The organism is Roseibium sp. R5 (assembly GCF_055755305.1).
On sequence record NZ_CM146910.1, the window covers coordinates 279,411 to 302,103 of the forward strand.

A 22,693-nucleotide genomic window follows, 5' to 3' on the forward strand; every position below is an offset into this window, starting at 1 on the left:
CCATGCGCGAGAACGGCACCATTAAATTCTTCAATCACGACCGTGGCTTCGGCTTCATTACCCCGGAAAGCGGTGGCAAGGACGTTTTCGTCCATGTTACGGCGTTTGAACAGGCAGGTCTTGGAACACCGGTTGAAGGCGCAAAGATTTCTTTCGTTGCCGAAGATGACCGTCGCGGCCGCGGCAAACAGGCAGCTCAGCTGGAACTCCTCTGAGGTTTTTTAAGTTTCAGGCAGCGATATCGCGCCGAATCTCAAACATGAAAACGGGGCCAACAGGCCCCGTTTTTGGTTCCAGATCTGCGGGCGTTCGCCCGAACGCAGAATAATCTAGAGCATACACTCAAGCAGCTCGTTTTCACCGATCACACCGACTACGGCGCCGTCACGCTGGACGACGACCGGCTCCGTGCTGTCTTTCTTCAAACGTGCCACCTCGCGGATGGTCGTGTCGGCCTTGCAGGTCGGTGCATTGGCCATAGATCCGGGAATGCTTCCCGGCGGCACCATAATATCGCGCGCCCGGAGAACATTGAGCGGGTTCATGTGGCTTACGAAATCGGCCACATAGGGCGTTGCCGGCTTCTTCACGATCTCTTGCGACGTGCCGAGCTGGATGACCCGTCCCCCCTCCATGATTGCGATGCGAGATCCGATCTTCGCCGCCTCGTCGAGATCGTGGCTAACGAATATGATGGTCCGGTTGAGTTCCTTCTGAAGATCCAGAAGTTCGTCTTGCAACTTGTCGCGGATGAGCGGGTCAAGAGCCGAGAACGGTTCATCCATCAGAAGAAGGGGGGCATCGGTTGCGAACGCCCGGGCCAAGCCGACGCGTTGCTGCATGCCGCCCGACAGTTCATGGACGTATTTTTCACCCCACCCGGCAAGACCAACGAGCTTGAGCTGCTCTTTCACCTTCGCGTCGCGGTCTTTTTGCGCAACACCGGCAAGCTCCAAACCAAATCCGACGTTTTCAGAGACGGTACGCCAAGGCAGCAAACCGAACTGCTGAAAGACCATGCCGATCCGGCTGCGGCGCAGCTGACGCAATTCAGCTTCCGAACATGTCTCGGGATTTATGTAACGCTCACCGTCATGGACCTGCACTTCCCCCCGAATGACGGGGTTCAATCCATTCACACCGCGCAGGAGAGTCGACTTCCCAGACCCGGACAAACCCATCAGAACGATGACTTCGCCCTCGAAAATGTCGAAGGTTGCTCCGGCAACACCCAGGATCTGACCCGTTTCCTTCTGGATCTCCTGCCGTGTCTTGCCAGCATCGATCAAAGGTAAGGCCGATTGCGGATTGTTGCCAAAAACGATGTCGACATCCTTAAAGGAAACAACCGGTGTGTTCTCAGACGCACTCATGATTTGCCTCCTTCTTCCTTACGGAAAAACCGGTCTAGAACAATCGCGATCAGGACGATACAAACCCCGACTTCAAAGCCTTGCGCGATGTTCACCGTATTGAGTGCGCGAAGTGTCGGCACGCCGAGACCGTCAGCGCCCACAAGTGCAGCGATCACGACCATCGACAGGGACAGCATGATGGTCTGCGTCAAGCCGGCCATGATCTGCGGCAGAGCATATGGCAGCTCGATTTTCCAGAGCAGCTGCGACTTCGTCGCCCCAAACGCTTCCCCAGCTTCAAGAAGGGCTGTTGGTGTCGAGGAAACACCCAGCTGCGTCAGCCGGATCGGGGCTGGAATAGCGAAAATCACCGTTGCGATCAAACCTGGCACCATGCCAAGCCCAAACAGGATTAGGGCCGGGATCAGATACACGAATGTCGGGATCGTCTGCATGAGGTCGAGGACCGGCCGCAGGGCTGCAAAAAACCGCGGATTATGCGCACCATACACGCCAATGGGAATGCCGACAGCCATACAGACCACGGAGGCCGCAATCACCAAGGCGAGTGTTTCTGTGGTTTCTTCCCAATAGCCTTGATTGATGATCAACATCAGGGAAACAGCTATGAACGCCGCCAATGAGATCTTCCGGTGAACCGCATATCCCGCACCTGCAGCAAGTGCCACGATGACCAGCGGGTGCGGGGTTTGCAACAGCCACAAGATGCCGTCGATCAGCGTCTCCAAAAACACAGAGATGCCGTCGAACACCCAATAGGCGTTGTCGGTGAGCCAATCGACCATGGTCCGCGCCCATGGCCCAATCGGCAATTTGTAATCTGTCAGCCAGTTCAACCTGACGCTCCACTTTCAAGTGTCAGACAAAGAAAAGGCGCCGGGTCTGAGAGACACGGCGCCTGTTTGTCAGGTGTTAAAGACCAAGGTCGCCTTTGACAGCAGCAATGGATTCTCCGCCGTCGAATGTGGTGACACCGTCAAGCCAAGCTTCGAACGTTGCAGGATGCGCTTTCAGCCATGCCTTGGCTGCTTTTTGCGGATCTTCACCATCGTTCAGGATTGCGCCCATGATCTCGTTCTCCATCGCAAGAGAGAACTCGAGATTGTTGAGCAGCTTGCCGACATTGGCGCACTCGCTGGTGTAGCCGGCCCGCACGTTGGTATAGACCGTTGCACCACCGTAGTTCGGGCCAAAGATTTCATCGCCACCTTCGAGGTAAGCCATGTCAAAGTTGGCATTCATCGGGTGCGGTTCCCAGCCCAGGAAGACGATGTCCTTGTCACGCTTTTCAGCGCGGGACACCTGCGCCAGCATGCCTTGTTCAGAGGACTCGACGACTTCAAAACCTTCCAGGCCAAACAGGTTCTCGTCGATCATGCCAATGATCAGACGGTTGCCATCATTGCCCGGCTCGATGCCGTAGATCTTGCCATCCAGATCGTCCTTGAACTTCGCAATATCCTGGAAGCTCTTCAGGCCCTTATCGTAGGTGTATTGCGGAACGGCGAGCGTATACTTGGCGCCTTCAAGGTTGGCACGGACGGTTTCGACAGAGCCGTCTTCGCGGTATGCCTTGATGTCGCCTTCCATGGTCGGCATCCAGTTGCCGAGGAAAATGTCGATGTCCTTGTTCTTCAAAGATGCGTAGGTTACCGGAACCGACAGGATCTTGATCTCAGTGTCATAGCCCAACGCATCGAGAACAACGGTGGTAGCCGCAGTGGTTGCGGTGATATCGGTCCAACCAACATCAGAGAAGCGAACGGTCTTGCAGCTCTCCGGCTCGGCGGCCAGGGAAGTTCCGGTCATCATCAATCCGAGAGCCAGACCGCTTACAAGTTTGGTTGTGAGTTTCATATTTGAAGTTCCCCTTTTTAGTTCAGTCTCTGGTCTCAGCCGCTTGAATTTTTCTTCGCGGCTCCGCATTTCTGCCGAGCCATCTCTCTCTTAGCAGCCGGTATGTCCGAAATGGAAACACTCTAGAGAGAATTTTGCAAGTTTTCATTGATTGATCGATCAATTAAAAATAGGAATTAGGAAAATCTGGAGAGCACAATGCCCAAAGTCGGGATGGAAGAAGAGCGGCGCCGGAGCCTTATAAATGCAACCGTTGATGCTATTCATGAGCGCGGTTACAGCGACGTCACGATGGCGCAAATCGCCAAGCGCGCCGGTGTTTCGGGCGGCCTTGTCCATCATTACTTTGGCTCGAAAGATCAATTACTTGCAGCCACGATGCGGCACTTGCTTACCGAGTTGGGGCGTGAAATTCAGGAAGGCCTGAGCAAGGCGTCAACGCCAAGGGAACGCATATCGGCGATCATCGCGGGCAACTTTGCCGTGGACCAGTTTCAACCTGCGGTCATTGCTGCATGGCTGGCTTTTTATGTTCAATCCCGCACCACAACGAGCAACCGGCGCCTGTTAAAAATCTACGCGGCGCGGCTTGCATCCAACCTGACGCACAACTTCAAGGCGTTTGTTCCGCGCGAAGATGCTCTTCGCCTTGCGGAGGGAACCGCCTCCATGATTGACGGCGTCTGGATCCGCCAGGCGCTCAGTGACAGCAGAACCGACCGCCAGGCGGCCATCGCCTTGGTTGAAGACTACGTTGAAACACAGATTGCGGCCGCGACCGCACAGCGCCCGTTTCAGTGACGCGGCCCGGAGACTTGTCATGACGAACCAGTTCGACTTCATCATCGTTGGTGCCGGATCGGCCGGGTGCGCCCTCGCCAGCCGCCTGTCCGAAGATCCGCAGGACCGTGTTCTCGTTCTGGAATTTGGTGGAACCGACGCGGGCCCCTTCATTCAGATGCCCGCAGCCCTCTCCTATCCGATGAACATGTCCCTTTATGATTGGGGTTTTGAGAGCGAGCCGGAGCCGCATCTGGATGGCCGGCGCCTCGCAACACCGCGCGGTAAAGTGATCGGCGGCTCCTCCTCGATCAATGGAATGGTCTACGTGCGTGGCCATGCCTGCGACTTTGATACATGGGAGGAAATGGGTGCCGCAGGTTGGGGCTATCGTCATGTCCTTCCCTACTACAAGCGGATGGAAACCAGCCACGGCGGCCAAGACGGCTGGCGCGGCACCGATGGCCCGATGCACATCCAGCGTGGCAGCAAATGGAACCCGCTTTTCCGGGCATTCAAAGATGCCGGCGAACAGGCCGGCTATGGTGTGACCGAAGACTACAATGGTGAACGCCAGGAAGGTTTCGCCGATATGGAAATGACGGTCCACAAGGGCCGCCGCTGGTCCGCTGCAAATGCCTATCTAAAGCCCGCTCTGAACCGCGGAAATCTCGATCTCATCAAGGGCGCTTTCGTCCGGAAGGTCATAATCGAAAACGGCCGGGCGACGGGCGTAGAGTTTGAAGTCGGGGGCGAAATCCAAATCGCCCATGCGGCTCGCGAGGTTGTGCTGTCGGCCTCGGCGATTAACTCTCCAAAGATCCTCATGCAATCCGGCATTGGTCCTGCGGATCACCTGTCTGAACTAGGCATCGATGTGGTTGCAGACCGTCCAGGCGTCGGTGCTAATCTGCAAGACCATTTGGAGCTTTACCTCCAACAGGCCTGCACCCAACCAATCACGCTCTACAAACATTGGAACCTGATTTCCAAAGCCGTAATCGGCGCCCAGTGGCTGTTCTTCAAGAATGGCCTTGGCGCGTCCAACCAGTTTGAAAGCTGCGCCTTCATCCGGTCCAAGGCGGGTGTGAAGTACCCGGACATCCAGTACCATTTCCTGCCGTTTGCCGTCCGGTATGACGGTAAAGCTGCAGCCGAAGGACACGGTTTCCAGGCACATGTCGGGCCAATGCGATCCAAGTCGCGCGGCCGGATCCGTCTGACCTCGAATGATCCGCGCTCGAAACCTTCGATTCTTTTCAACTACATGTCTCATGAAGAGGACTGGGATGACTTCCGCACCTGCATCCGCCTGACCCGCGAAATCTTCGGCCAGGAGGCCTTTGCGCCTTACCGCGGCAAGGAAATCCAGCCTGGAGATCATGTTCAGACCGACGAAGACCTGAACGCCTTCATCAAGGAACACGTCGAAAGCGCCTATCATCCGAGCTGCACCTGTAAAATGGGAGCCAAAGATGACCCAATGGCCGTGGTGGACCCGGAATGCCGGGTGATCGGCGTGGAGGGATTGCGTGTTGCGGACAGCTCCATCTTCCCGCAGATCACCAATGGAAATCTGAACGGGCCATCCCTGATGGTCGGCGAGAAAGCATCTGACCATATCCTTGGCAAGACGCCGCTTCCTGCGTCCAATCAGGAACCCTGGATCAACCCGGCTTGGGAAACCAGCCAGCGCTAACGCATATCCGGTACGAACCGGACCCAAGACACGACAAGCAGGAGCCCTTCATGCGCGCCCAACCGAAAGCGTCCCATTACATCGGCGGAGCCTACACGGAAAGCCAGAGCGGAACGCCCTTTGACTCCCTCTACCCGGCAACAGGCGAGGTCATCGCAAAGATCCATCCTGCAGATGATGCCATCATCGCAGCAGCCATTTCCGCAGCCAAGGAAGGCCAGAAGGTCTGGGCCGCAACGCCTCCGGCAGAACGTGGCCGTGTCCTGCGCAAGGCAGCCGAGATCCTTCGGGAAAAGAACCATGAGCTTTCGGTTTTGGAGACGCTGGACACCGGCAAACCGCTTCAGGAAACCCTAATCGCGGACGCAGCCTCAGGTGCTGACTGCCTCGAGTATTATGGCGGGCTCGCGGCAACGCTCACCGGTGAACATATCGATCTCGGCGGATCTTTTGCCTATACAAAGCGCGAACCGCTTGGCATTTGCTTCGGGATCGGCGCGTGGAACTACCCGATCCAGATCGCGTGCTGGAAAGCAGCACCCGCCCTCGTCTGCGGCAACGCGATGATCTTCAAGCCATCCGAAGTCACACCGCTCAGCGCTCTCAAGCTGGCTGAAGCGTTGACGGAAGCCGGTCTTCCGGCCGGCGTTTTCAACGTCATTCAGGGGTTTGGCGACGTTGGCGCCAAGATGGTGGCCCATCCGGATATTGCAAAAGTCTCGCTGACCGGCTCTGTTCCGACAGGTGCAAAGGTGGCAGCTCTCGCCGGTGAGTACCTTAAGAAGACAACGCTCGAACTCGGTGGCAAGTCACCGCTGATCATCTTTGATGACGCGGATATCGAAAACGCGATATCAGCTGCGATCAACGCGAATTTCTATTCAACCGGCCAGATCTGCTCCAACGGTACGCGCGTTTTTGTGCATACCGCCATCAAGGAACAATTCCTGAAACGTCTTGCCGAAAGAACCGGCGATGCAGTCCTCGGTGATCCGCTGGATGAAGCGACCAGCATCGGCCCGCTCGTCTCCAAGGCACAGCTCGATAAAGTGCTGTCCTACATGCGGATCGGTCAAGATGAAGGGGCACGTCTTGTCTGCGGTGGCGGCGCGGCCAAAGTCGAAAGCCTTCCGGACGGATATTTCGTCCAACCCACCGTCTTTGCCGACGTCAAGGACGACATGCGGATTGCACAAGAAGAAATCTTCGGGCCGGTGCTCAGCGTTCTCGATTTTGACAATGAAGACGATGTCATTGCCCGCGCCAACGATACCGAATTCGGTCTGGCCGCAGGGGTCTTTACAAAAGACATCCAACGCGCGCATCGGGTAATTGATCAACTGCAGGCGGGCACATGCTGGATCAATACCTACAATCTGACACCGATCGAAATGCCGTTTGGCGGCTACAAGAAATCCGGTATGGGCCGTGAAAACGGTCACGCGGCGATCGAGTATTACAGCCAGATCAAAAGCGTTTATGTTGAAATGGGTGGTGTCGAAGCCGCTTTCTAATCAGACGACGCTTTGTTCAATCAGTGTGCTCCCCGTTCTTAATGAACGGGGAGTTTTTGTTTCGACCGCCAGCAGGCGCGTCTGTTGCCAATTGAATTTCCAGCAAAACCGTCCAGATAATAGACACCGCCTTTGAACCAACCGGATATTCATGACCCGTCACGCCCTCGATCCCTCTCCTAGAACGTATGCTGCGAGTGTACAACTTTTGGCCCGCTCCAGCCGGGGGGCAACCTGCGCACCGTCTGACCAGACGCTCGAAGATGTTAAAAGCTGGCTTTTGAATGACGCGACCAGCATCAAGGACGTGATGTTGATGTACGAGGAGTTCATGTGGCGTTGCCATGCAGCCAATCTCGGAATTGACCGGGCCACTCTCCATGTTGGCACCCTGCACCCGCGTGTGATCGGGTTTTCCTGGTTCTGGAGCGCGCTTGACGGTTTTTGCGATGAAATCGCTGCAGATGCCAATGCCATCCAGCATGAAGCCTTTACGCGTAACCCGCTGTACAAGGTGATGGCAGAGGGGGAGTTCGTAAAAGTGGATCTTGAGACCGATGAGGGTCTCAACGCTTTTCCAATCATGACGGAATTGGCTGAACAGGGCTACACGAATTACGTCGCCATACCCCTCAGCGCAGCCGGGGCCATGAATAACGCCATGACCCTCGCGACCACGCGCAAGGGCGGTTTTCAAGATGGCGATAAAGAGCGGATACGGTCCGTCATCGAACTGTTCGCGCTGCATGTTGAACGGCATATTGTTCAGCGCATCGCCCGGAACGTCGCCGATACCTATCTTGGGCCGATTGCCGGTCAACGGGTCTTGGACGGTGAGATCAAACGCGGTGATGGCGAGGCAATCGATGCTGTTGTCTTCATGAGCGACATGCGCGGTTTCACCCAACTCGCCGATAGGATGAGCGGACCTGAAGTAACCGCCATTCTCAACGCCTATTTTGACCGGGTATCAACCTCCGTACTGGCGCACGGGGGAGAAATTCTGAAGTTCATGGGGGACGGCGTTCTCGCGGTTTTCGATCAAAAGGCCCTGGGCCGGGAAGCGGCGGCAGACGCTGCGGTCAAGGCGGCACGGGCAGTCCTGTCAGCGATTGATGAATTCAACGAAACGCCTCCGGAAGGCCTCCCCGATCCAGCCGTTTGGCATCCCCTTAAGATCGGGATTGGCCTTCACATGGGTGAGGTGTTTTTCGGAAATGTTGGCGGCGAAGAGCGGCTCGACTTTACCGTGATTGGCCGCGCCGTAAATGAAACAAGCCGTGTGGAATCACTTTGCAAACCGCTTGGAAAAACGCTTCTCCTGACCGACCCAGTCCGGTCGGCCTTGCCGACCGGGTTACAATCTGCCCTTGATCCGATGGGAGATCATGAGTTACGCGGCGTCGGTAGCCCCGTCGCGATCTACTCAGCCCCGACACACGATATGGCGGTGAACTAAGATCATTTCGTCAGTATCAGTTTACCCTGTTTCGTAATGGTCAACCGATAGGTGTCGTCATTGTGGAGAATGTTTATCTCCCGGGTGCCACTGAACAGGTCATCGGATTTGAGCTGCGGTTTTCCCTTCGATACCGGAACCTTCGTATATGCCGGCCGGGCGCCCGGCATGGAAAGGGACAAACGTTGTTTGCGGCTGTTTGTCGAAGGCGTCATGGCTATCATCCATCTCTTGGTGAGTGATCAGTTGCGCTGTTTTTCGCCAAAATCAGCGCTGTCTCGAAATGATTCTTATAAGCTGAGTTTTTAACTCCACTTTATACTTGACACTCATACTCAAGTTTTCCTATGAAGGCAATGCCTGATCGGAAAGGAACTGGAAATCGCGTCCTCTGGTTCTTCGAAGACAGGTCCCCTGTCTCGACAGGGTGCCAAATGCCGGCAAGCCAACCGCCCTCTCCTCTCCCTCAGCGGTCAGCCAGCTAGGCTTTGTTCAAAAGGGAAACCGACAGAACAGACAAATAAAGCCGCCCTTTGGGCGGCTTTATTTGTTTGAAGCAGGTCGAAAATGATCAGGCGTTCGCTGCGACCGGACGTTCAGTAGATTCGATGTTTAGAAGCGTGCGCATGCCAAACCGGTCTTCAGAGAGATCCGCAATGGACTTTGCATCGAGCACTTCCATAAAGGCCTCGAGCGCCTCATGCAACAGTCCATTGAAGCCGCAAGACATAATCAAAGGACAGTCTTTTCGGCCTGAGTCGAAGCATTCGGCAAGGAGAAAACTCTCTTCTGCCGCCCGAACAACCTCGCCGACAGAGATATCTTCCGCAGGGCGGGCCAGCATAACACCGCCGTTCCGGCCACGAATGGTCCGGATCAAATTGGCATCGACCAGCACCTTCATGATCTTGAACAGGTGCGTCTCGGACATCTCAAAGCTGGCTGCAATATCTGCAACCCGGCTCGGCTTGTCCGGATTTACCGCGCAATACATAAGTGCGCGGACGGCATAGTTTGTCTGTTGTGTCAAACGCATGGGTTAGATATGCGGCTGCGGACTGAAAAGGTCAATCCTAAATTTGGAGTGTAATGGCCAAGTTTTGCGGTTTCTATGGCAAATTTCCCGCAATCAGGGACACCTCATGTACTCGACCGCTCAGTCGTGCAGCCAGTTAAACGTCTTCCGGCAGATTTTCCTTGAGAAAAACATCAATACCAATGCGCTCCTGATCTTCGATGATCGGCACCCCATCGCAAAGTGCCTTGAGCACCCGGATCGCGCTTCTGATTTCGTGACCAGGATCCTGAGCAATGACGGCATCCAAAATTCCATCCCGAAGCGCCTGGCGGGTGTAAGGCGTGAGTTCATGGCCGACAAAGACAATATCGTCCGCACGGCCGTTGTCCCGGATTGCTGCAATCACGCCCCTGTTGCCTGCGCCGATGTTGTAGACCGCAGAAAGGTCCGGATGTTCGGAGAGCAGTTTGCGCACCACATCTTCGTTTCTCCGATTGTCGTCCCGGCCTTCGCGCACCTTCAAGACCTCTAGATGCGGATACTCAGTGTCAATCACTTCCCGGCAGCCAGTGTATCGATCAGCGTGGTCTCTTAGCCCAAGAGAGCCGGCAATCAACGCGATCTTTCCAGGCTCCTTCGACAAAAACCGCCCAATCAACCGACCAGCCGTCCGGCCAGCAGCAACATTGTTGATGCCGACGAAGTGCTGCCGGGCGGAGGCCGGATGATCGGACACCAGTGTCACGACTGGGACGCCGCGGTCCTGCAAACGATCAATAGCCGCGCGCACCTCCGGAAACGCGGGCGCGACCACGGCGACACCATCACAAACGGATTTGTCGAGAACGGCGAGTGTCCCGGTCACCCTGTGACCATCGAAGGCGTCAATCGGCTCGACATGCACCTGCATACGCGCGCCACTCATGGACCGTGCATGCGCCCTGGCTTCCCGGGTCAGGTCTTCCATGAAGGCATTCGGTCCGTTCGGGATCAGGAAATGCAGCCGGTAGGCGCTTTTCTTGGCGAGGCCCGCTGCAAAGACATCCGGCTGATAGTTCAGTCTCTCAACAGCCTGGCGAACCTTTTCAATTGTCGCCTTGCGCACACCGGGCCGCGTGTTCAAAACCCGATCGACCGTAGCCAAGCTAACACCCGCCGCTTCAGCCACATCATGGATCGTCACACGCTTCAAGAGCCCCTCCCTTTCAGGCGACTATAGCAAGAAATGAGGCACGGTCATCAAGAAATGGTGCAATGCGGAATATTGTGCTGGTTAAGCACTTTGAGATCTAGACGAATTGACCGGCCGCGTGCCCGGACGACCAGGCCCACTGAAAGTTAAAGCCACCGAGATGCCCTGTCACATCAACCACTTCGCCAATGAAATAAAGCCCGGGAACTTTCGCGCTTTCCATGGTTTTGGAGGAGAGTTCTTTTGTGTTCACACCGCCCAGCGTCACTTCGGCGGTCCGGTAACCTTCCGTGCCAACAGGTGTCAGCTGCCAGCGGTTGAGCTGCTCTGAACAGCGGCGCAAAACCTTGTCCGACAAATCCGCCAAACGGCCCTTCAACTGAAACGCCTGCGACAGTTCGTCGACCAGACGGGATGGCAACAACTGGGTCAACCCGGTTTTGAGATCCTGTTTCGGGGTCGCTGATCGCAGTGATCGAAGTACGTCAAACACATCCGTCCCGGGAAGAAGGTTCACAGAGATCGGCCTGCCTTCTTCCCAATAGGATGAAATCTGCAAGATGGACGGACCGGACAAACCACGATGGGTAAACAGCAGCCCTTCGCGGAACGTGGTCTGTTTGAAACTGACTTCTGCATCAACCGAGACGCCTGACAGACGAGCGCACAAATCCTTGTTGGCGTCGGAAAATGTCAGCGGCACCAGCGCTGCGCGTGGCGCAATGACATCATGACTGAATTGCCGGGCGAGGTCATATCCAAATCCGGTCGCGCCCATCTTCGGGATCGACGGCCCTCCGGTTGCGACAACAAGAGACTTGGCCCGCATCGGGCCTTTCGATGTTGCAACGGAAAAGCGGTCATCCGGTTTGCTCACGGCCGAGATTGAGGTTTCCAACTGCAAAACACCGCCAGCTGCCTCCAACTCGGACAAAAGCATCTGGATGATGTCTTTGGCGGAGTTGTCGCAAAAAAGCTGACCCAGCGTTTTCTCATGCCAGGAGATCCGGTGTTTTTCGACAAGTCCCAAGAAATCCTGCTGGGTGTAGCGTTTCAGGGCCGAGACGCAGAACCTCGGATTTTGGGAAAGGAAATTGGCCGGTGAGCAATGCAGGTTGGTGAAATTGCAGCGGCCGCCGCCGGAGATCCTGATCTTGTCTGCCGGCCGCTTGGCATGGTCTAGGACCAATACTTGACGGCCCCGCTTGGCCGCCTCAATCGCACACATCAATCCGGCGGCACCGCCACCGAGCACAAGAACATCCAGATCACGCATAGCGGCGGTTATACAGCGTTTACTCTCGCTTACCAGAGTCCAAACGAAACCGGCGGCCCTTTCGGACCGCCGGCTTACAAAACTCACTTCTCAAAAGAAGAAGCTTAGTTCATTTCGGACACAACTTCGAAACCGTCAGCGCCAACTTCAAAGAGAGCAAAGGTGCCCGGAACATCGCCCTTTGCGTCGAAGTTATGGTCGCCAGCAGCGCCTTTATAGTCGATCGCGGTACCAGCAGCGATCAGCTCTTTTGCTTTCTGCCACTCACCTGGACGGATCGCTTCGCCTTCACCGTTGGAGACTTCTCTCAGAGCAGCACCAACGCCTTCTTTTTTGCCACCGGTTTTTTCCAATGCCAGTGCCAGCAAGAAAGCTGCATCATAGGAAGTGTTTGCAAAGATCGCGTCCGGATCACCACCAACGCCTTTGAAGGCTTCGTTGAAGATGTCCAGAGAGTCAGACTTTTCACCGACCGGAGAAGAAGAGACAAAGTTTGCGAGGTTCTCTGCACCAAGCTCATTGATGACTGCGTCGGACTTCATGCCGTCGCCGCCAACGAACTTTTCAAAGAAACCGTTTTCCAGAGCCTGACGCAGGATGGTGAGGCCAGTGCCGTCACCGTAGTCGAAGATGACCAGCGTGTCGGCGCCGCCCTTGGCAAGCTCAGCAAGGTTTGAACGGTAGGACGCTTTGCCTTCTTCGTGCGCTGCGAACTGTGTGATCTCACCGCCGAGCGCATCGACGTACTCGGTCTTGAATGCGTTTGCGAGACCCGTGCCGTAATCGTTGTTGAGATAAGCAACCGCAACCTTGCCATAGCCCATGTCTTTCAGAGTACGCGCCAGTGCACGGCCCTGGTAGTCATCAGACGGAACGGTCCGGAAAACCGAGTCGTTGTCTTCAAGGTTTGTGATTTCCGGGGACGTACCGGACGGTGTGACCAAGGTTACGCCAGCCGGAATGGTGACGGAACCGGCTGCTGCCAGAACGGCGCCGGAGCAATGCGGACCAACGATACCAGCAACGCCTTCGATATTGACAGCTTTGGTCGCAGCGTCCGTGCCGCCTTGCGGGTTACACGCGCTATCGCCGACAACACCGACGAGCTTTTCGCCATCGCCGATACCGCCCTGCTCGTTGACCTGCTGAACAGCCAGTTGCGCTGCGTCGATCATGGCCGGAGCCATCGCTGCGATCGGGCCGGAGACACCGCCGATCAGGCCGATCTTCACATCGGCTTTCGCCGGAACGGTGGCAAGTGCTGTTGCCGTCATCAGGCCAGCAGCAAGCGTCAGAAGCTTGGTTTTCATGAAAGTACCTCCTCATTAACCGGTCTTTGCCGGGTCTTTTGAACGTCTTGGGTAGCACAACCCGTTAGGGTTGCGCCACCCTGGCGCGGGCCTAGCGGTCCGCACCGCCTTTTGCACTCCGCTGGTCGCCCCTGAGCGGCTCTGGAAGCAGCCCCTCCGGCCGGAACCGCAGCACCAGCTGCAGCATCAAGCCAATGAGGAACAAGCGGATATATTTGGCCTGGATCGCATATTCATGCGGCAGGCGATCTGTTGCAATCTCGGACACCGACCAGATGATCCAAACCACCGCTGCACCCAGGATGGCGCCGCGGTTGTTGCCGGACCCGCCGAGGATCAACATGATCCAAACCAAGAAGGTTGCGACCATCGGATCAATGGCCTCAGGTGTGATAGAGCGGTTGAAGTGCGCAAACAGTGCTCCCCCCAGCCCCATAAGCGCTGCGCCAAAGATAAAGGCTTCCAGGCGGCGGAATTCCACATCCTTACCCATCGCCTTGGCGGCATCTTCATTGTCCCGGATCGCGCGCATCATCCGGCCCCATGGCGCGTTGAACTGACGCTCGACCAGCACATACGCGGCAATCAAGACTGCCAGAACGATGATGAGATAAGCGACCTGAGATTCCATATAACCAATGTCACTCATCGGCCGCGGGATCCCTGGAATGCCGCGCGCGCCGTTGGTCAGCGCCGGTTCCGACTTGATTACCAGACGGATGATTTCAGCAATCCCAATAGAGGCAATCGCGAGATAATCAGAACGGAAGCGCAGACAGATTTTCCCAATCGGCCAAGCCACCAGCGCCGCAGCGATCATGGCTCCGATCCAACCGATGACAAAGTGAAGATCGAACCCGCCGATCCGGCCGTCTACGGCTTCTGTTGTCAGGATCGCCGAGGTGTAGGCCCCAACGGCAAAGAAACCCGCAATACCGGCATTGAACAGACCGGCAAAGCCCCACTGGATGTTTAAGCCGAGTGCCAAAAGGGCGTAGATAGCAATGAAAATCGCCATGAAGAGAGCGTAATTTACAAGACCCAGAAATTCCATCTTGTGCCCTCCCCTTAAAGAACCTTGCCCTTGAGCAACCCGGTCGGGCGCACAAGCAGCATGAACAACAAGATCGCAAAGGCCATCGCAGCCTTATACTCACTCGGGATGACCAGCACGGAAAGCTCTTCGGCAATGCCGACGATCAGACCACCAAGAACAGCCCCCTCAACCCGTCCAACACCGCCAAGAATGGCCGCTGCGAACATGGGCAGAAGCATGTGCCAACCCATCATGGACTTCAGCTCAGTGTTCAGTCCGAGGAAGAAGCCCGAGGCAGCGCACAAACCACCGGCAATCACCCATGTCAGGATGATGACCTTACGGTTGTCGATCCCTGACAGCAGCGCAAGGTTCGGGTTGTCGGACATGGCCCGCATGGCCTTGCCCCATTTGGACTGGGTCAAGAATACATGGAGGACGCCGACCAGCGCCAGCATTGCGATCACTGTGTAGATCTCGCGGTCCCGGATCCGAAGACCGAAGTAGTTTTCCGGTCGGACAATGCCGCGCGAATAGGTTTCCGTATCAACACCCCAGACGACCTGGACAACCGCCCGGATCATGAGCGCAATGCCGAGCGATGCCATCACCGTGACGATCTTTGGGCGCTCTCTCAGGTGGTCATAAAACACCTTGTCGATGCCAACGGCCACGGCGGCAGTTGCGATGATCGCGACAGGCAATGCTGCGAGCGGCGACACGCCAAGAGTGGTGACCACTGCCAAAGCTATGAAAGCACCAAGTGTTGCCAAATCGCCGTGCGCCAGGTGCGCATAGCGCAGGATCGCGAAGATCAACGTGATTCCGACCGCGCCAAGCGCATAGATCGATCCGAGCACGATGCCTGGAATGACGTAAAAGTTTAGAAGTTCAAACAAATCCATACCGCTCAGCCCCCCAGGAACATCTCGGCGACCTCGCGGTCAGCCAGCAAATCGGCCCCTGAGCCTTCATGACGGTTTTTACCGGCTGCCAGCACATAGCCACGATTGGCAAATGCCAGCGCTTGTTTTGCATGCTGCTCCACGAGCAGAATGGCAACACCCGTGTCCCGGACGTCGCGGCAGATCTGAAAGATCTGCTCCATGTATTTCGGAGAGAGACCTGCGGTCGGCTCATCCAACAGCAGGAGCTTTGGATCCAGCATCAATGCCCGGCCCATCGCAACCATTTGCCGTTGGCCGCCGGACAAGCTGCCCGCCATCGTCTTGCTGCGTTCCTTCAAGTCGGGGAACAGCGCATACACGCGATCATAAGCGGCCGAGAGGTCGCCTTTTTTCAAGAACCCGCCCATTTCCAGGTTTTCATGGATCGACATCTCGCGGAAGATGTTGTCCACCTGAGGCACATAGCAGATCCCGCGCTGAACAATGCGGTTAGGCGCCCATCCGGTGATGTCATCACCATCGAACATCATTTTACCGCCGCGGATGTTGAGCAGGCCGAACACCGATTTCATCGCCGTCGATTTGCCGGCACCATTCGGGCCAACAATGACGACGATTTCATCCGCCATCACATGCATCGAGACGTCTTCAAGGATATTGGCATCACCGTAACCGCCAGTGATGGCCTCCATTGAGAGGAGAGCTGTCATGCGGCATCTCCTGTCGTCTCACCAAGATACGCTTCCAGAACCTGCGGGTTGGAACGCACTGTCTGGAAATCACCTTCGATCAGCACTTTGCCCTCTGCCATACAGACCACGGGATCGCAGAGCTTTTCAATCATTTCCATATCATGTTCGATCAGGATGAATGTGTAACCGCGCTCCTTGTTCAAAAGCTCGATCTTGCTTTCTAGTTTGCGCAGCAAGGTCCGGTTCACACCAGCGGCTGGTTCGTCAAGCAAAACCAGCTTTGCGTCGGTCATCATTGTCCGACCAAGCTCAAGAAGCTTCTTCTGGCCGCCCGACAGGTTTCCTGCCGGCTCGTGCGCGATATGAGAAAGCTCGAGGAAATCGAGTGTTTCGTAGGCCCGTTTCTCAACCAGCGCTTCTGTCGACTTCACCTTGCCCCAGGACAACCAGTTCGAAAACAAGCTTTCTCCCGGCTGCGACGGCGGGACCATCATCAGGTTTTCAAGCGCTGTAAGTTTGTGAAACTCGTGGGGTATCTGGAACGTGCGTACCAGCCCCTTGTGAAACAGTTCATGGCTGGCCAATGGCGTCACATCTTCGCCCAGAAAACGGATCGTGCCGCTTGTAGGCTGCAGCGCACCTGCGATCAGATTGAACAGGGTGGTCTTACCTGCACCGTTTGGGCCAATCAGACCGGTGATACTGCCTTCTTCCACCCGAAACGAGCAGCCGTTCACCGCCCGAAACCCACTAAAATCCATTACGAGCTGATCTAGCTCCAGCATCAAAGCTCCTCGCCGCCCCCCAAGCGGTCTTTCTTATTTTCCTTTGGCCGCTTTGATTGTCGCGCAAGATCCACGAAAGGATCCGCCGCCATACTTCCTTGGCGCGGCCCCAATCCTTCTAGCTTCATTGACAGATCAATCAACTCATAAAAACCGCACTTTGCACCAGAAAAGGCAAGTTTTTCCGATTATCGAGGCGTTTTGGTACAGCTGATCCGTATTCAACGCCAAGTCAAAAGATATGACAGCGGGAACAGAGCAAACAGGCGTAAATCAAATAGCAAAGCCGAGACCCAATTGTTTCATACAAATCCTGGATGGGAAATCGCTGGGCTGTCAAGCCGCAGCACCACGGTCCTTTGCCGTCTTGAGAATACGCGTTTAGCGAGAAGCATCTGCTGGAAAACGAAAAACCAGCGACCGAGGCTAGTGTTCGGGAAAACAAGGATAAGCACGCTCAATTGCGGTCAACACAACTAGTGCAGATACAACGCCAATCATGCACACTGTTTTTTGCGATTTAACATCATGGAGTTAGGAGAATTTTCACCACTCTTACCTATTATTAAATACATCCATTAGGAACAGCCGCTTAGCAAGAAGCCATCTCTCATCCGGTTTGAGACATTGTCAGTCCTGCGGATGTTGGTTTTTAAATCCTAGATTGCAGGTGGTTAAACTGTCGAGTTGGACGATGTTTGCAATGCGTATGCATGGCGTGGAGAATGACCCTGTCCGATCAACTTAAACTCCAAAAGATTGTGCGGCACTCCACAGATGAGTCTGAACATGCCGGAATAGCAATCACCGATCTCAGGTTCGATGCCCGCCTGATTACAAGCATCTATGACCGGCTTGACACCGGTGTTTGGATATTTGATTTCGACGAAAAAAGAATAATTTGGGCCAACAAAAAGGCTTTGGAAATCACTGGCGCGCCAAGTCTGGAAGAGTTACGGGCCAGAGATATGGCATCCGACATGTCTCATTCCGTGGACCAACGGCTGAAACAATACCGGCAGGACTTCACTCAGAAGGACGTGAGTGTTTCCGAGATCTGGACACTTTATCCCAAAGGAAAAGCCCGGGTTCTTCAGGTCACTCTAAGTGGCATCATCCTAAACGACGGGCGCATGGCAATGCTGTGCGAAGCGCGCGACCATCACGAACAACAGCCAGAAACCCTTCGAAGCGCCGAAGCGTTGATGCACACCACCGTGATGATCTCGCTCTTTACGAAAGACGGCTCTCCACTTTACCGGAACACAGCAGCACGGGCTGCTTGCGTGGATCTTGAAACGAACTTCTATCAGCAATTTCAAAATCCGGCAGACATCCTGCACCTTAAGGAGCGGTTGGATAAAGAACGGAATGCACGCCTCGTCGCGCTTGTGCGCACTAGCCAGGGCGACCGATGGCATGAACTGACTGTACGTCCTTGCAGCGATGCGGTTACCAGCCAGCCAGCTTACCTAGTCAGTGAGATAGACGTTACCGAGCTTCATGAAACAAAGGAGCGGGCCCAGTATCTGGCGAGCCATGATGCCCTCACCGGACTATCGAACCGCACCTATTTGACTGAGCGTTTGTCAAAGTTGCTCGCCGATGCGGCGACAAAGGGTTTGACGGCTACATTATATCTCGTCGACCTGGACGACTTCAAAGCCATCAATGACACGATGGGCCACGCCGCCGGGGACGCCTTGCTGCAGCTTGTTGGTAACCGTCTGAAAGAGATTGCAGGTCCTCAGGACATCGTTGCTCGCCTGGGCGGCGATGAATTTCTCATCTGTCACCTTGAGGACCCGGAGGCCGAAGGTCCGGGCTGGTTCGGCAAATCGTTGCTCGGAAGCTTCAGTTATCAGCAGATGATCGATGGTCACCCGCGCAGTGTGAGTCTGAGTATCGGCTACTCACATTATCCAGAGGACGGCCGCTCTATCGACAACCTGATCCGGAACGCAGATTTGGCCCTTTATCAGGCCAAGCAGGACTCTAAGGAGAAATGCGTCCGCTTTCATGACGCGATGCGGCTCCGGCGGGATGAAAATCTTGCACTGAAAAAAGATATGGAACGAGCGATCGAAGAGGATGAGTTCGCGCTCTACTTCCAACCGATCGCGTTGACCGCCTCCAGCGAAACTGTATCCGCCGAAGCGTTGATCCGCTGGCTTCACCCAGAAAAAGGTCTTGTTCCACCGGATCAGTTCATTCCGCTTGCCGAAGACACCGGCTTGATCAATCGGATCGGCGCGTGGGTCTGCAGGAGCGTCGCGCAGGCACAAACTCGGTTCCAGCAACGCGGGTTTGACATCTCGATCTCAATGAATGTCTCGCCCTGGCAGTTGTCCGATCCGGAATTCACCGCGCTCATGATGGATTTGCCGGATATTTATGGCTGCGATCCTACGAAAATCATCCTGGAGATTACGGAGAATGTCGTTCTAGGCGAGATCCCGGACGCACTTACCGCGTTGAACGAACTCAAGATCATCGGTTACAGCATCGTCATTGACGATTTCGGCACCGGCTATTCGAACCTTGCATATCTCTATAACTATCCGATCGACGGTATTAAAATCGACAGGATGTTCATCAATGACATCTCGAACGGTGGGGCGATCGTGAAACTGATCCTCTCCCTTGCAGACGCATTGGGCGCCACCGTGGTCGCCGAAGGCGTTGAGACGGTCGAACAAAGAGACTGGCTAACAGAAAACGGCTGCGACCGGTTCCAAGGCTACCTCTATTCAAAACCGGTCCCGGAGGACCGGTTCTTGGGCTTCCTGGAAAGTCAGGCGCACATACCGACTAAGTGACTTTTGCCCGCCTCTTGAATTCCGGGCGGTCCCAGCTTCCCGTCTCAAGGATGTCCGCAAGGATCGCAACGGCGTCGACCACGTCCTGATGAGACAGGTAAAGCGGCGTGAAGCCGAAACGCATCACATCCGGTGCCCGGAAATCGCCAATCACGCCACGCGCAATCAACGCCTGCATGGCAGCATACCCCTCCTCAAATCGGAACGAGACCTGACTGCCGCGGGTCTCCGGATCGCGCGGGCTCGCCAGTGTCAGCTGCGGACATTTCTCCTCTACCTCCTTGATAAACAATTCGCTCAAGGAGATGGACTTCTTCCGGATGTCAGCCATGTCGACATCTTCAAAGACGTCCAAAGCGGCATAAAGGCTGGACAGCGACAGGATCGCCGGCGTTCCAACCGTCATGCGGTTCACACCTTGGACGGCGCGATAATCGAGATCGAAAGCAAATGGAGCCTCGTGCCCCATCCAACCCGTGACCGGGGATGTCACTTTGTCCTGATGACCTTCAGCCACATAAAGAAACGCTGGTGCCCCAGGTCCTCCATTGAGGTATTTGTACCCGCATCCAATGGCAAAGTCCGCTTTTGCCTCTTCCAGATCGACTGGGATCGCACCTGCTGAATGCGCCAGGTCCCAAATCGCGAGCGCACCCGCTTGGTGAGCCTTTTCCGTCAACGCAGCCATGTCGTGCAAACGGCCCGTCCGGTAGTCGACCTGCGTCAGCATAACAACCGCGACCTCTTCGGTTATAGCGCCGTCAATGTCTTCGGGCGCGACGACCCTCAACTCGTGACCTTTGTCGAGCAACTCGGACAAGCCGGACGCCACATAGAGATCTGTTGGAAAGTTCCCGTTGTCGGACAGGATCACCTTCCGGTCCGGCCGGAGAGAGAGAGCCGCTGCGAGCACCTTGAACACATTTACAGAAGTGCTGTCGCACGCCACAACTGAGCCTTCAGGCGCGCCGATCAGCCGGCCAATTCGATCTCCGACCCGCAGTGGCAGATCGAACCAGCTGTATTCGTTCCAGGACTTGATGAGGCTCGTTCCCCATTCCTGCTCGACAACTTCGGCAAGCCGGGCCGGGACATTTTTCGGCAGGACACCAAGCGAATTCCCATCCAGGTAGATCACGCCTTCCGGTATCTTGAATGCATCCTTCTTCTTGCGAAGGACGTCATTTTTGTCAGAAGGGTGCTGGGATTGCATATGGATCTCTTATACCAGTTGGTGTGATTTGTTGGGAGCCGCACGCTATCAAAGGGCAACTAACGGAACAACTGTTTCCCCAAGCCGATGTTCACAGGAAAATCAGTCGTTTCGAAAATGTCGCAATCAACACAGAATTGCTCGTTATACTGCCATTTTGGGCGGTGAGACCTGATAGTTTGCGCCTCATCTGTCACACAACCGGTTCCCGGCAAAGGTAAGAGCACTCTGTAACGATGTTCATCAGCGTTTTTGATATTTTCAAGATCGGTATCGGCCCCTCCAGTTCACACACTGTCGGACCGATGGTAGCGGTTCACCGCTACGTTGATCGTCTGAGGGCCAACCCGACCGTATGCCGGTCGGCGTCACGGATCACGGTAACGCTTCATGGGTCTTTGGCATTCACCGGAAAGGGACACGCCACCGACAAGGCGGTGTGCCTTGGATTGTTGGGCGCAACTCCGGACACGCTGGACCCGGATCAAGTCGAACCGATGCTGGAGAAACTGGCTTCAGATAAGCGCTTGCGGATCGACGGTCTCTTTGACCTTCCGTTCCATCCGGAAAAGGACGTGATCTTTGACTACGGCCCCTCGTTGCCGCTCCATGCGAATGGCATGACCTTTCATCTTCTTAGCAGCGACGGCTCGGTACTCGACAGTTTTGTCTTTTATTCTATCGGTGGTGGCTTCGTCGCCAGCGAAGCAGAACTACGCAAGACAACCAACGAACCGGTCAATGAGCTCGCCCGGCAGGAAGTTCCCTTCCCGTTCGCCTCCGCCAAACAAATGCTGGAGATGGGCCAGGAACATGGCCTGAGCATTGCGGAGATGAAACTGCAGAATGAATGTGCAGACAAAACAAAGGAAGAGGTCGAGGCAGGCATCGACAAACTCTGGTCTGCAATGGACGCTTGTATCAATCGCGGCATCACTCAGTCCGGCATCCTTCCAGGCGGTTTGAAGGTGAAGCGACGGGCTGCTGACATCTATCAAAAGCTTCTCAAAGAAGGCCGCTCAAACCCTCCGTTTGAACACAATGTCGTCGACTGGCTGGGTGTCTATGCCATGGCAGTCAACGAAGAAAACGCCGCCGGAGGGCGGGTTGTCACGGCCCCGACCAATGGCGCTGCTGGCGTCATTCCGGCGGTCACCCGCTACTATCTTGACCATTGCCCCGACGCGGACGCCAATGGCATTCGCACGTTTCTGCTCACAGCTGCAGCGATTGGCGGCATCATCAAGTCGAATGCCTCGATCTCTGGTGCCGAAGTCGGTTGCCAGGGTGAAGTCGGCTCAGCGTCCGCCATGGCCGCAGCGGGGCTCTGCGCAGCACTAGGTGGCACCAATGAGCAAATCGAAAATGCGGCTGAAATTGCCCTGGAACACCATCTGGGCATGACCTGCGACCCGATTGCCGGCCTCGTCCAGGTGCCATGCATCGAGCGCAACGCACTCGGCGCGGTAAAAGCCGTAACGGCGGCTTCATTGGCTTTGCGCGGCGACGGCTCGCACTTTGTTCCCCTTGATGGCTGTATCGAGACGATGCGCCAAACCGGCATGGACATGATGGAGCAATACAAGGAAACATCCAAAGGCGGTCTGGCGGTCAACATCGTGGAATGCTGAACTGGTCGCTGGTTTCAATGCATGGTGCGCTCAACAAACTCCAGTGCCCCAGGTTTATGCATTGAAGCCTGTGATTTCAGTGCAAGAAATCAGGTAAGGCGTGGAGCAGACGGACCCGGCGCGATTAT

20 protein-coding genes are annotated in these 22,693 nt (G+C 55.5%); 7 read left to right on the forward strand and 13 right to left on the reverse strand.

Translation table 11 applies throughout. The annotated features are described in order from the left end of the window. Window positions 1–2: 2 nt before the first annotated feature. On the forward strand, window positions 3–215 hold the full coding sequence (locus AC0J4F_RS01330) for a cold-shock protein (RefSeq protein ID WP_133948591.1): 213 nt from the start codon (window positions 3–5) through the stop codon (window positions 213–215). A gap of 114 nt (window positions 216–329) precedes the next feature. Here the strand turns inward: AC0J4F_RS01330 and choV are convergent, their stop codons facing one another. From choV to AC0J4F_RS01345, 3 genes are all read right to left on the reverse strand, one after another. Beyond that, window positions 330–1,373 (reverse strand): choline ABC transporter ATP-binding protein, encoded by a 1,044-nt coding sequence (choV, locus tag AC0J4F_RS01335; RefSeq protein ID WP_133948593.1) that lies wholly within the window; start codon window positions 1,371–1,373, stop codon window positions 330–332. Continuing rightward, window positions 1,370–2,212 carry a choline ABC transporter permease subunit gene (choW, locus tag AC0J4F_RS01340; protein ID WP_133948595.1) on the reverse strand — a complete coding sequence of 281 codons (843 nt, stop codon included), beginning with the start codon at window positions 2,210–2,212 and terminating at the stop codon, window positions 1,370–1,372. Before choW ends, choV begins: the two co-directional genes overlap by 4 nt. Window positions 2,213–2,288: 76 nt before the next feature. Next, a complete protein-coding gene (locus AC0J4F_RS01345) occupies window positions 2,289–3,233 on the reverse strand; it encodes a choline ABC transporter substrate-binding protein (protein WP_473025187.1) in 945 nt (314 codons plus the stop codon). Between the two features lie 198 nt (window positions 3,234–3,431). Here AC0J4F_RS01345 and betI point away from each other — a divergent pair, with 198 nt between their 5' ends. The 4 genes from betI to AC0J4F_RS01365 all read left to right on the forward strand — a co-directional run bounded on the left by betI (window position 3,432) and on the right by AC0J4F_RS01365 (window position 8,685). After that, window positions 3,432–4,034 (forward strand): transcriptional regulator BetI, encoded by a 603-nt coding sequence (gene betI, locus AC0J4F_RS01350; RefSeq protein WP_473025188.1) that lies wholly within the window; start codon window positions 3,432–3,434, stop codon window positions 4,032–4,034. A 19-nt stretch (window positions 4,035–4,053) separates the two neighbouring features. Then, window positions 4,054–5,712: a choline dehydrogenase gene (betA, locus tag AC0J4F_RS01355; protein ID WP_473025189.1), complete on the forward strand. Its 1,659-nt coding sequence runs from the start codon at window positions 4,054–4,056 to the stop codon at window positions 5,710–5,712. Window positions 5,713–5,762: 50 nt separating this feature from the next. Beyond that, a complete protein-coding gene (gene betB, locus AC0J4F_RS01360; protein WP_133948603.1) occupies window positions 5,763–7,226 on the forward strand; it encodes a betaine-aldehyde dehydrogenase in 1,464 nt (487 codons plus the stop codon). Between the two features lie 151 nt (window positions 7,227–7,377). Further along, on the forward strand, window positions 7,378–8,685 hold the full coding sequence (locus AC0J4F_RS01365) for an adenylate/guanylate cyclase domain-containing protein (protein WP_166672688.1): 1,308 nt from the start codon (window positions 7,378–7,380) through the stop codon (window positions 8,683–8,685). 2 nt (window positions 8,686–8,687) lie between these two features. Here the strand turns inward: AC0J4F_RS01365 and hemP are convergent, their stop codons facing one another. The 9 genes from hemP to AC0J4F_RS01410 all read right to left on the reverse strand — a co-directional run bounded on the left by hemP (window position 8,688) and on the right by AC0J4F_RS01410 (window position 16,902). Continuing rightward, on the reverse strand, window positions 8,688–8,900 hold the full coding sequence (hemP, locus tag AC0J4F_RS01370) for a hemin uptake protein HemP (protein WP_040451480.1): 213 nt from the start codon (window positions 8,898–8,900) through the stop codon (window positions 8,688–8,690). Window positions 8,901–9,256: 356 nt separating this feature from the next. Continuing rightward, window positions 9,257–9,721, reverse strand: coding sequence for an iron-responsive transcriptional regulator RirA (gene rirA / locus AC0J4F_RS01375; protein ID WP_082428869.1), 465 nt, complete (start codon window positions 9,719–9,721; stop codon window positions 9,257–9,259). Between the two features lie 136 nt (window positions 9,722–9,857). Beyond that, the gene (locus tag AC0J4F_RS01380) at window positions 9,858–10,895 is read right to left on the reverse strand and encodes a LacI family DNA-binding transcriptional regulator (protein WP_166672689.1); all 1,038 of its coding nucleotides are present in this window, start codon (window positions 10,893–10,895) and stop codon (window positions 9,858–9,860) included. Between the two features lie 97 nt (window positions 10,896–10,992). Beyond that, window positions 10,993–12,171, reverse strand: a complete 1,179-nt coding sequence (locus AC0J4F_RS01385) for a BaiN/RdsA family NAD(P)/FAD-dependent oxidoreductase (protein WP_133948604.1) — start codon at window positions 12,169–12,171, stop codon at window positions 10,993–10,995. A gap of 104 nt (window positions 12,172–12,275) precedes the next feature. Continuing rightward, window positions 12,276–13,481 (reverse strand): ABC transporter substrate-binding protein, encoded by a 1,206-nt coding sequence (locus AC0J4F_RS01390; protein WP_133948606.1) that lies wholly within the window; start codon window positions 13,479–13,481, stop codon window positions 12,276–12,278. 91 nt (window positions 13,482–13,572) lie between these two features. Further along, a complete protein-coding gene (locus tag AC0J4F_RS01395; protein ID WP_420338800.1) occupies window positions 13,573–14,535 on the reverse strand; it encodes a branched-chain amino acid ABC transporter permease in 963 nt (320 codons plus the stop codon). Between the two features lie 14 nt (window positions 14,536–14,549). After that, entirely contained in the window at window positions 14,550–15,422 is an 873-nt protein-coding gene (locus tag AC0J4F_RS01400) for a branched-chain amino acid ABC transporter permease (RefSeq protein ID WP_133948610.1), read from the reverse strand. 5 nt (window positions 15,423–15,427) lie between these two features. Then, window positions 15,428–16,135 (reverse strand): ABC transporter ATP-binding protein, encoded by a 708-nt coding sequence (locus AC0J4F_RS01405; RefSeq protein WP_473025191.1) that lies wholly within the window; start codon window positions 16,133–16,135, stop codon window positions 15,428–15,430. Beyond that, entirely contained in the window at window positions 16,132–16,902 is a 771-nt protein-coding gene (locus AC0J4F_RS01410) for an ABC transporter ATP-binding protein (RefSeq protein WP_133948614.1), read from the reverse strand. The genes AC0J4F_RS01405 and AC0J4F_RS01410 overlap by 4 nt, the downstream gene beginning before the upstream one ends. Before the next feature lie 725 nt (window positions 16,903–17,627). On the opposite strand from AC0J4F_RS01410, the gene AC0J4F_RS01415 reads away from it, so the two are divergent. Further along, window positions 17,628–19,721: a putative bifunctional diguanylate cyclase/phosphodiesterase gene (locus tag AC0J4F_RS01415; protein WP_209002318.1), complete on the forward strand. Its 2,094-nt coding sequence runs from the start codon at window positions 17,628–17,630 to the stop codon at window positions 19,719–19,721. On the opposite strand, the gene kynU is transcribed toward AC0J4F_RS01415, so the two are convergent. Continuing rightward, window positions 19,714–20,934, reverse strand: a complete 1,221-nt coding sequence (gene kynU / locus AC0J4F_RS01420; protein WP_473025192.1) for a kynureninase — start codon at window positions 20,932–20,934, stop codon at window positions 19,714–19,716. The two genes, AC0J4F_RS01415 and kynU, sit on opposite strands and share 8 nt — an antisense overlap. A gap of 236 nt (window positions 20,935–21,170) precedes the next feature. Between kynU and AC0J4F_RS01425 the strand changes: the two genes are divergently transcribed. After that, window positions 21,171–22,565, forward strand: coding sequence for an L-serine ammonia-lyase (locus AC0J4F_RS01425; RefSeq protein ID WP_473025194.1), 1,395 nt, complete (start codon window positions 21,171–21,173; stop codon window positions 22,563–22,565). The last annotated feature ends 128 nt before the right edge of the window (window positions 22,566–22,693 follow it).

Bases quoted from the DNA above. Each gene is read 5' to 3' on its own strand.
- AC0J4F_RS01345 (WP_473025187.1), bottom strand. From the start codon at position 3,233: ATGAAACTCACAACCAAACTTGTAAGCGGTCTGGCTCTCGGATTGATG.
- AC0J4F_RS01410 (WP_133948614.1), bottom strand. From the start codon at position 16,902: ATGCTGGAGCTAGATCAGCTCGTAATGGATTTTAGTGGGTTTCGGGCG.
- choV (WP_133948593.1), bottom strand. From the start codon at position 1,373: ATGAGTGCGTCTGAGAACACACCGGTTGTTTCCTTTAAGGATGTCGAC.
- kynU (WP_473025192.1), bottom strand. From the start codon at position 20,934: ATGCAATCCCAGCACCCTTCTGACAAAAATGACGTCCTTCGCAAGAAG.
- betA (WP_473025189.1), top strand. From the start codon at position 4,054: ATGACGAACCAGTTCGACTTCATCATCGTTGGTGCCGGATCGGCCGGG.
- AC0J4F_RS01390 (WP_133948606.1), bottom strand. From the start codon at position 13,481: ATGAAAACCAAGCTTCTGACGCTTGCTGCTGGCCTGATGACGGCAACA.
- AC0J4F_RS01415 (WP_209002318.1), top strand. From the start codon at position 17,628: ATGACCCTGTCCGATCAACTTAAACTCCAAAAGATTGTGCGGCACTCC.
- AC0J4F_RS01425 (WP_473025194.1), top strand. From the start codon at position 21,171: ATGTTCATCAGCGTTTTTGATATTTTCAAGATCGGTATCGGCCCCTCC.
- AC0J4F_RS01365 (WP_166672688.1), top strand. From the start codon at position 7,378: ATGACCCGTCACGCCCTCGATCCCTCTCCTAGAACGTATGCTGCGAGT.
- betI (WP_473025188.1), top strand. From the start codon at position 3,432: ATGCCCAAAGTCGGGATGGAAGAAGAGCGGCGCCGGAGCCTTATAAAT.
- AC0J4F_RS01385 (WP_133948604.1), bottom strand. From the start codon at position 12,171: ATGCGTGATCTGGATGTTCTTGTGCTCGGTGGCGGTGCCGCCGGATTG.
- AC0J4F_RS01400 (WP_133948610.1), bottom strand. From the start codon at position 15,422: ATGGATTTGTTTGAACTTCTAAACTTTTACGTCATTCCAGGCATCGTG.
- rirA (WP_082428869.1), bottom strand. From the start codon at position 9,721: ATGCGTTTGACACAACAGACAAACTATGCCGTCCGCGCACTTATGTAT.
- hemP (WP_040451480.1), bottom strand. From the start codon at position 8,900: ATGACGCCTTCGACAAACAGCCGCAAACAACGTTTGTCCCTTTCCATG.
- AC0J4F_RS01330 (WP_133948591.1), top strand. From the start codon at position 3: ATGCGCGAGAACGGCACCATTAAATTCTTCAATCACGACCGTGGCTTC.
- AC0J4F_RS01395 (WP_420338800.1), bottom strand. From the start codon at position 14,535: ATGGAATTTCTGGGTCTTGTAAATTACGCTCTCTTCATGGCGATTTTC.
- AC0J4F_RS01405 (WP_473025191.1), bottom strand. From the start codon at position 16,135: ATGACAGCTCTCCTCTCAATGGAGGCCATCACTGGCGGTTACGGTGAT.
- betB (WP_133948603.1), top strand. From the start codon at position 5,763: ATGCGCGCCCAACCGAAAGCGTCCCATTACATCGGCGGAGCCTACACG.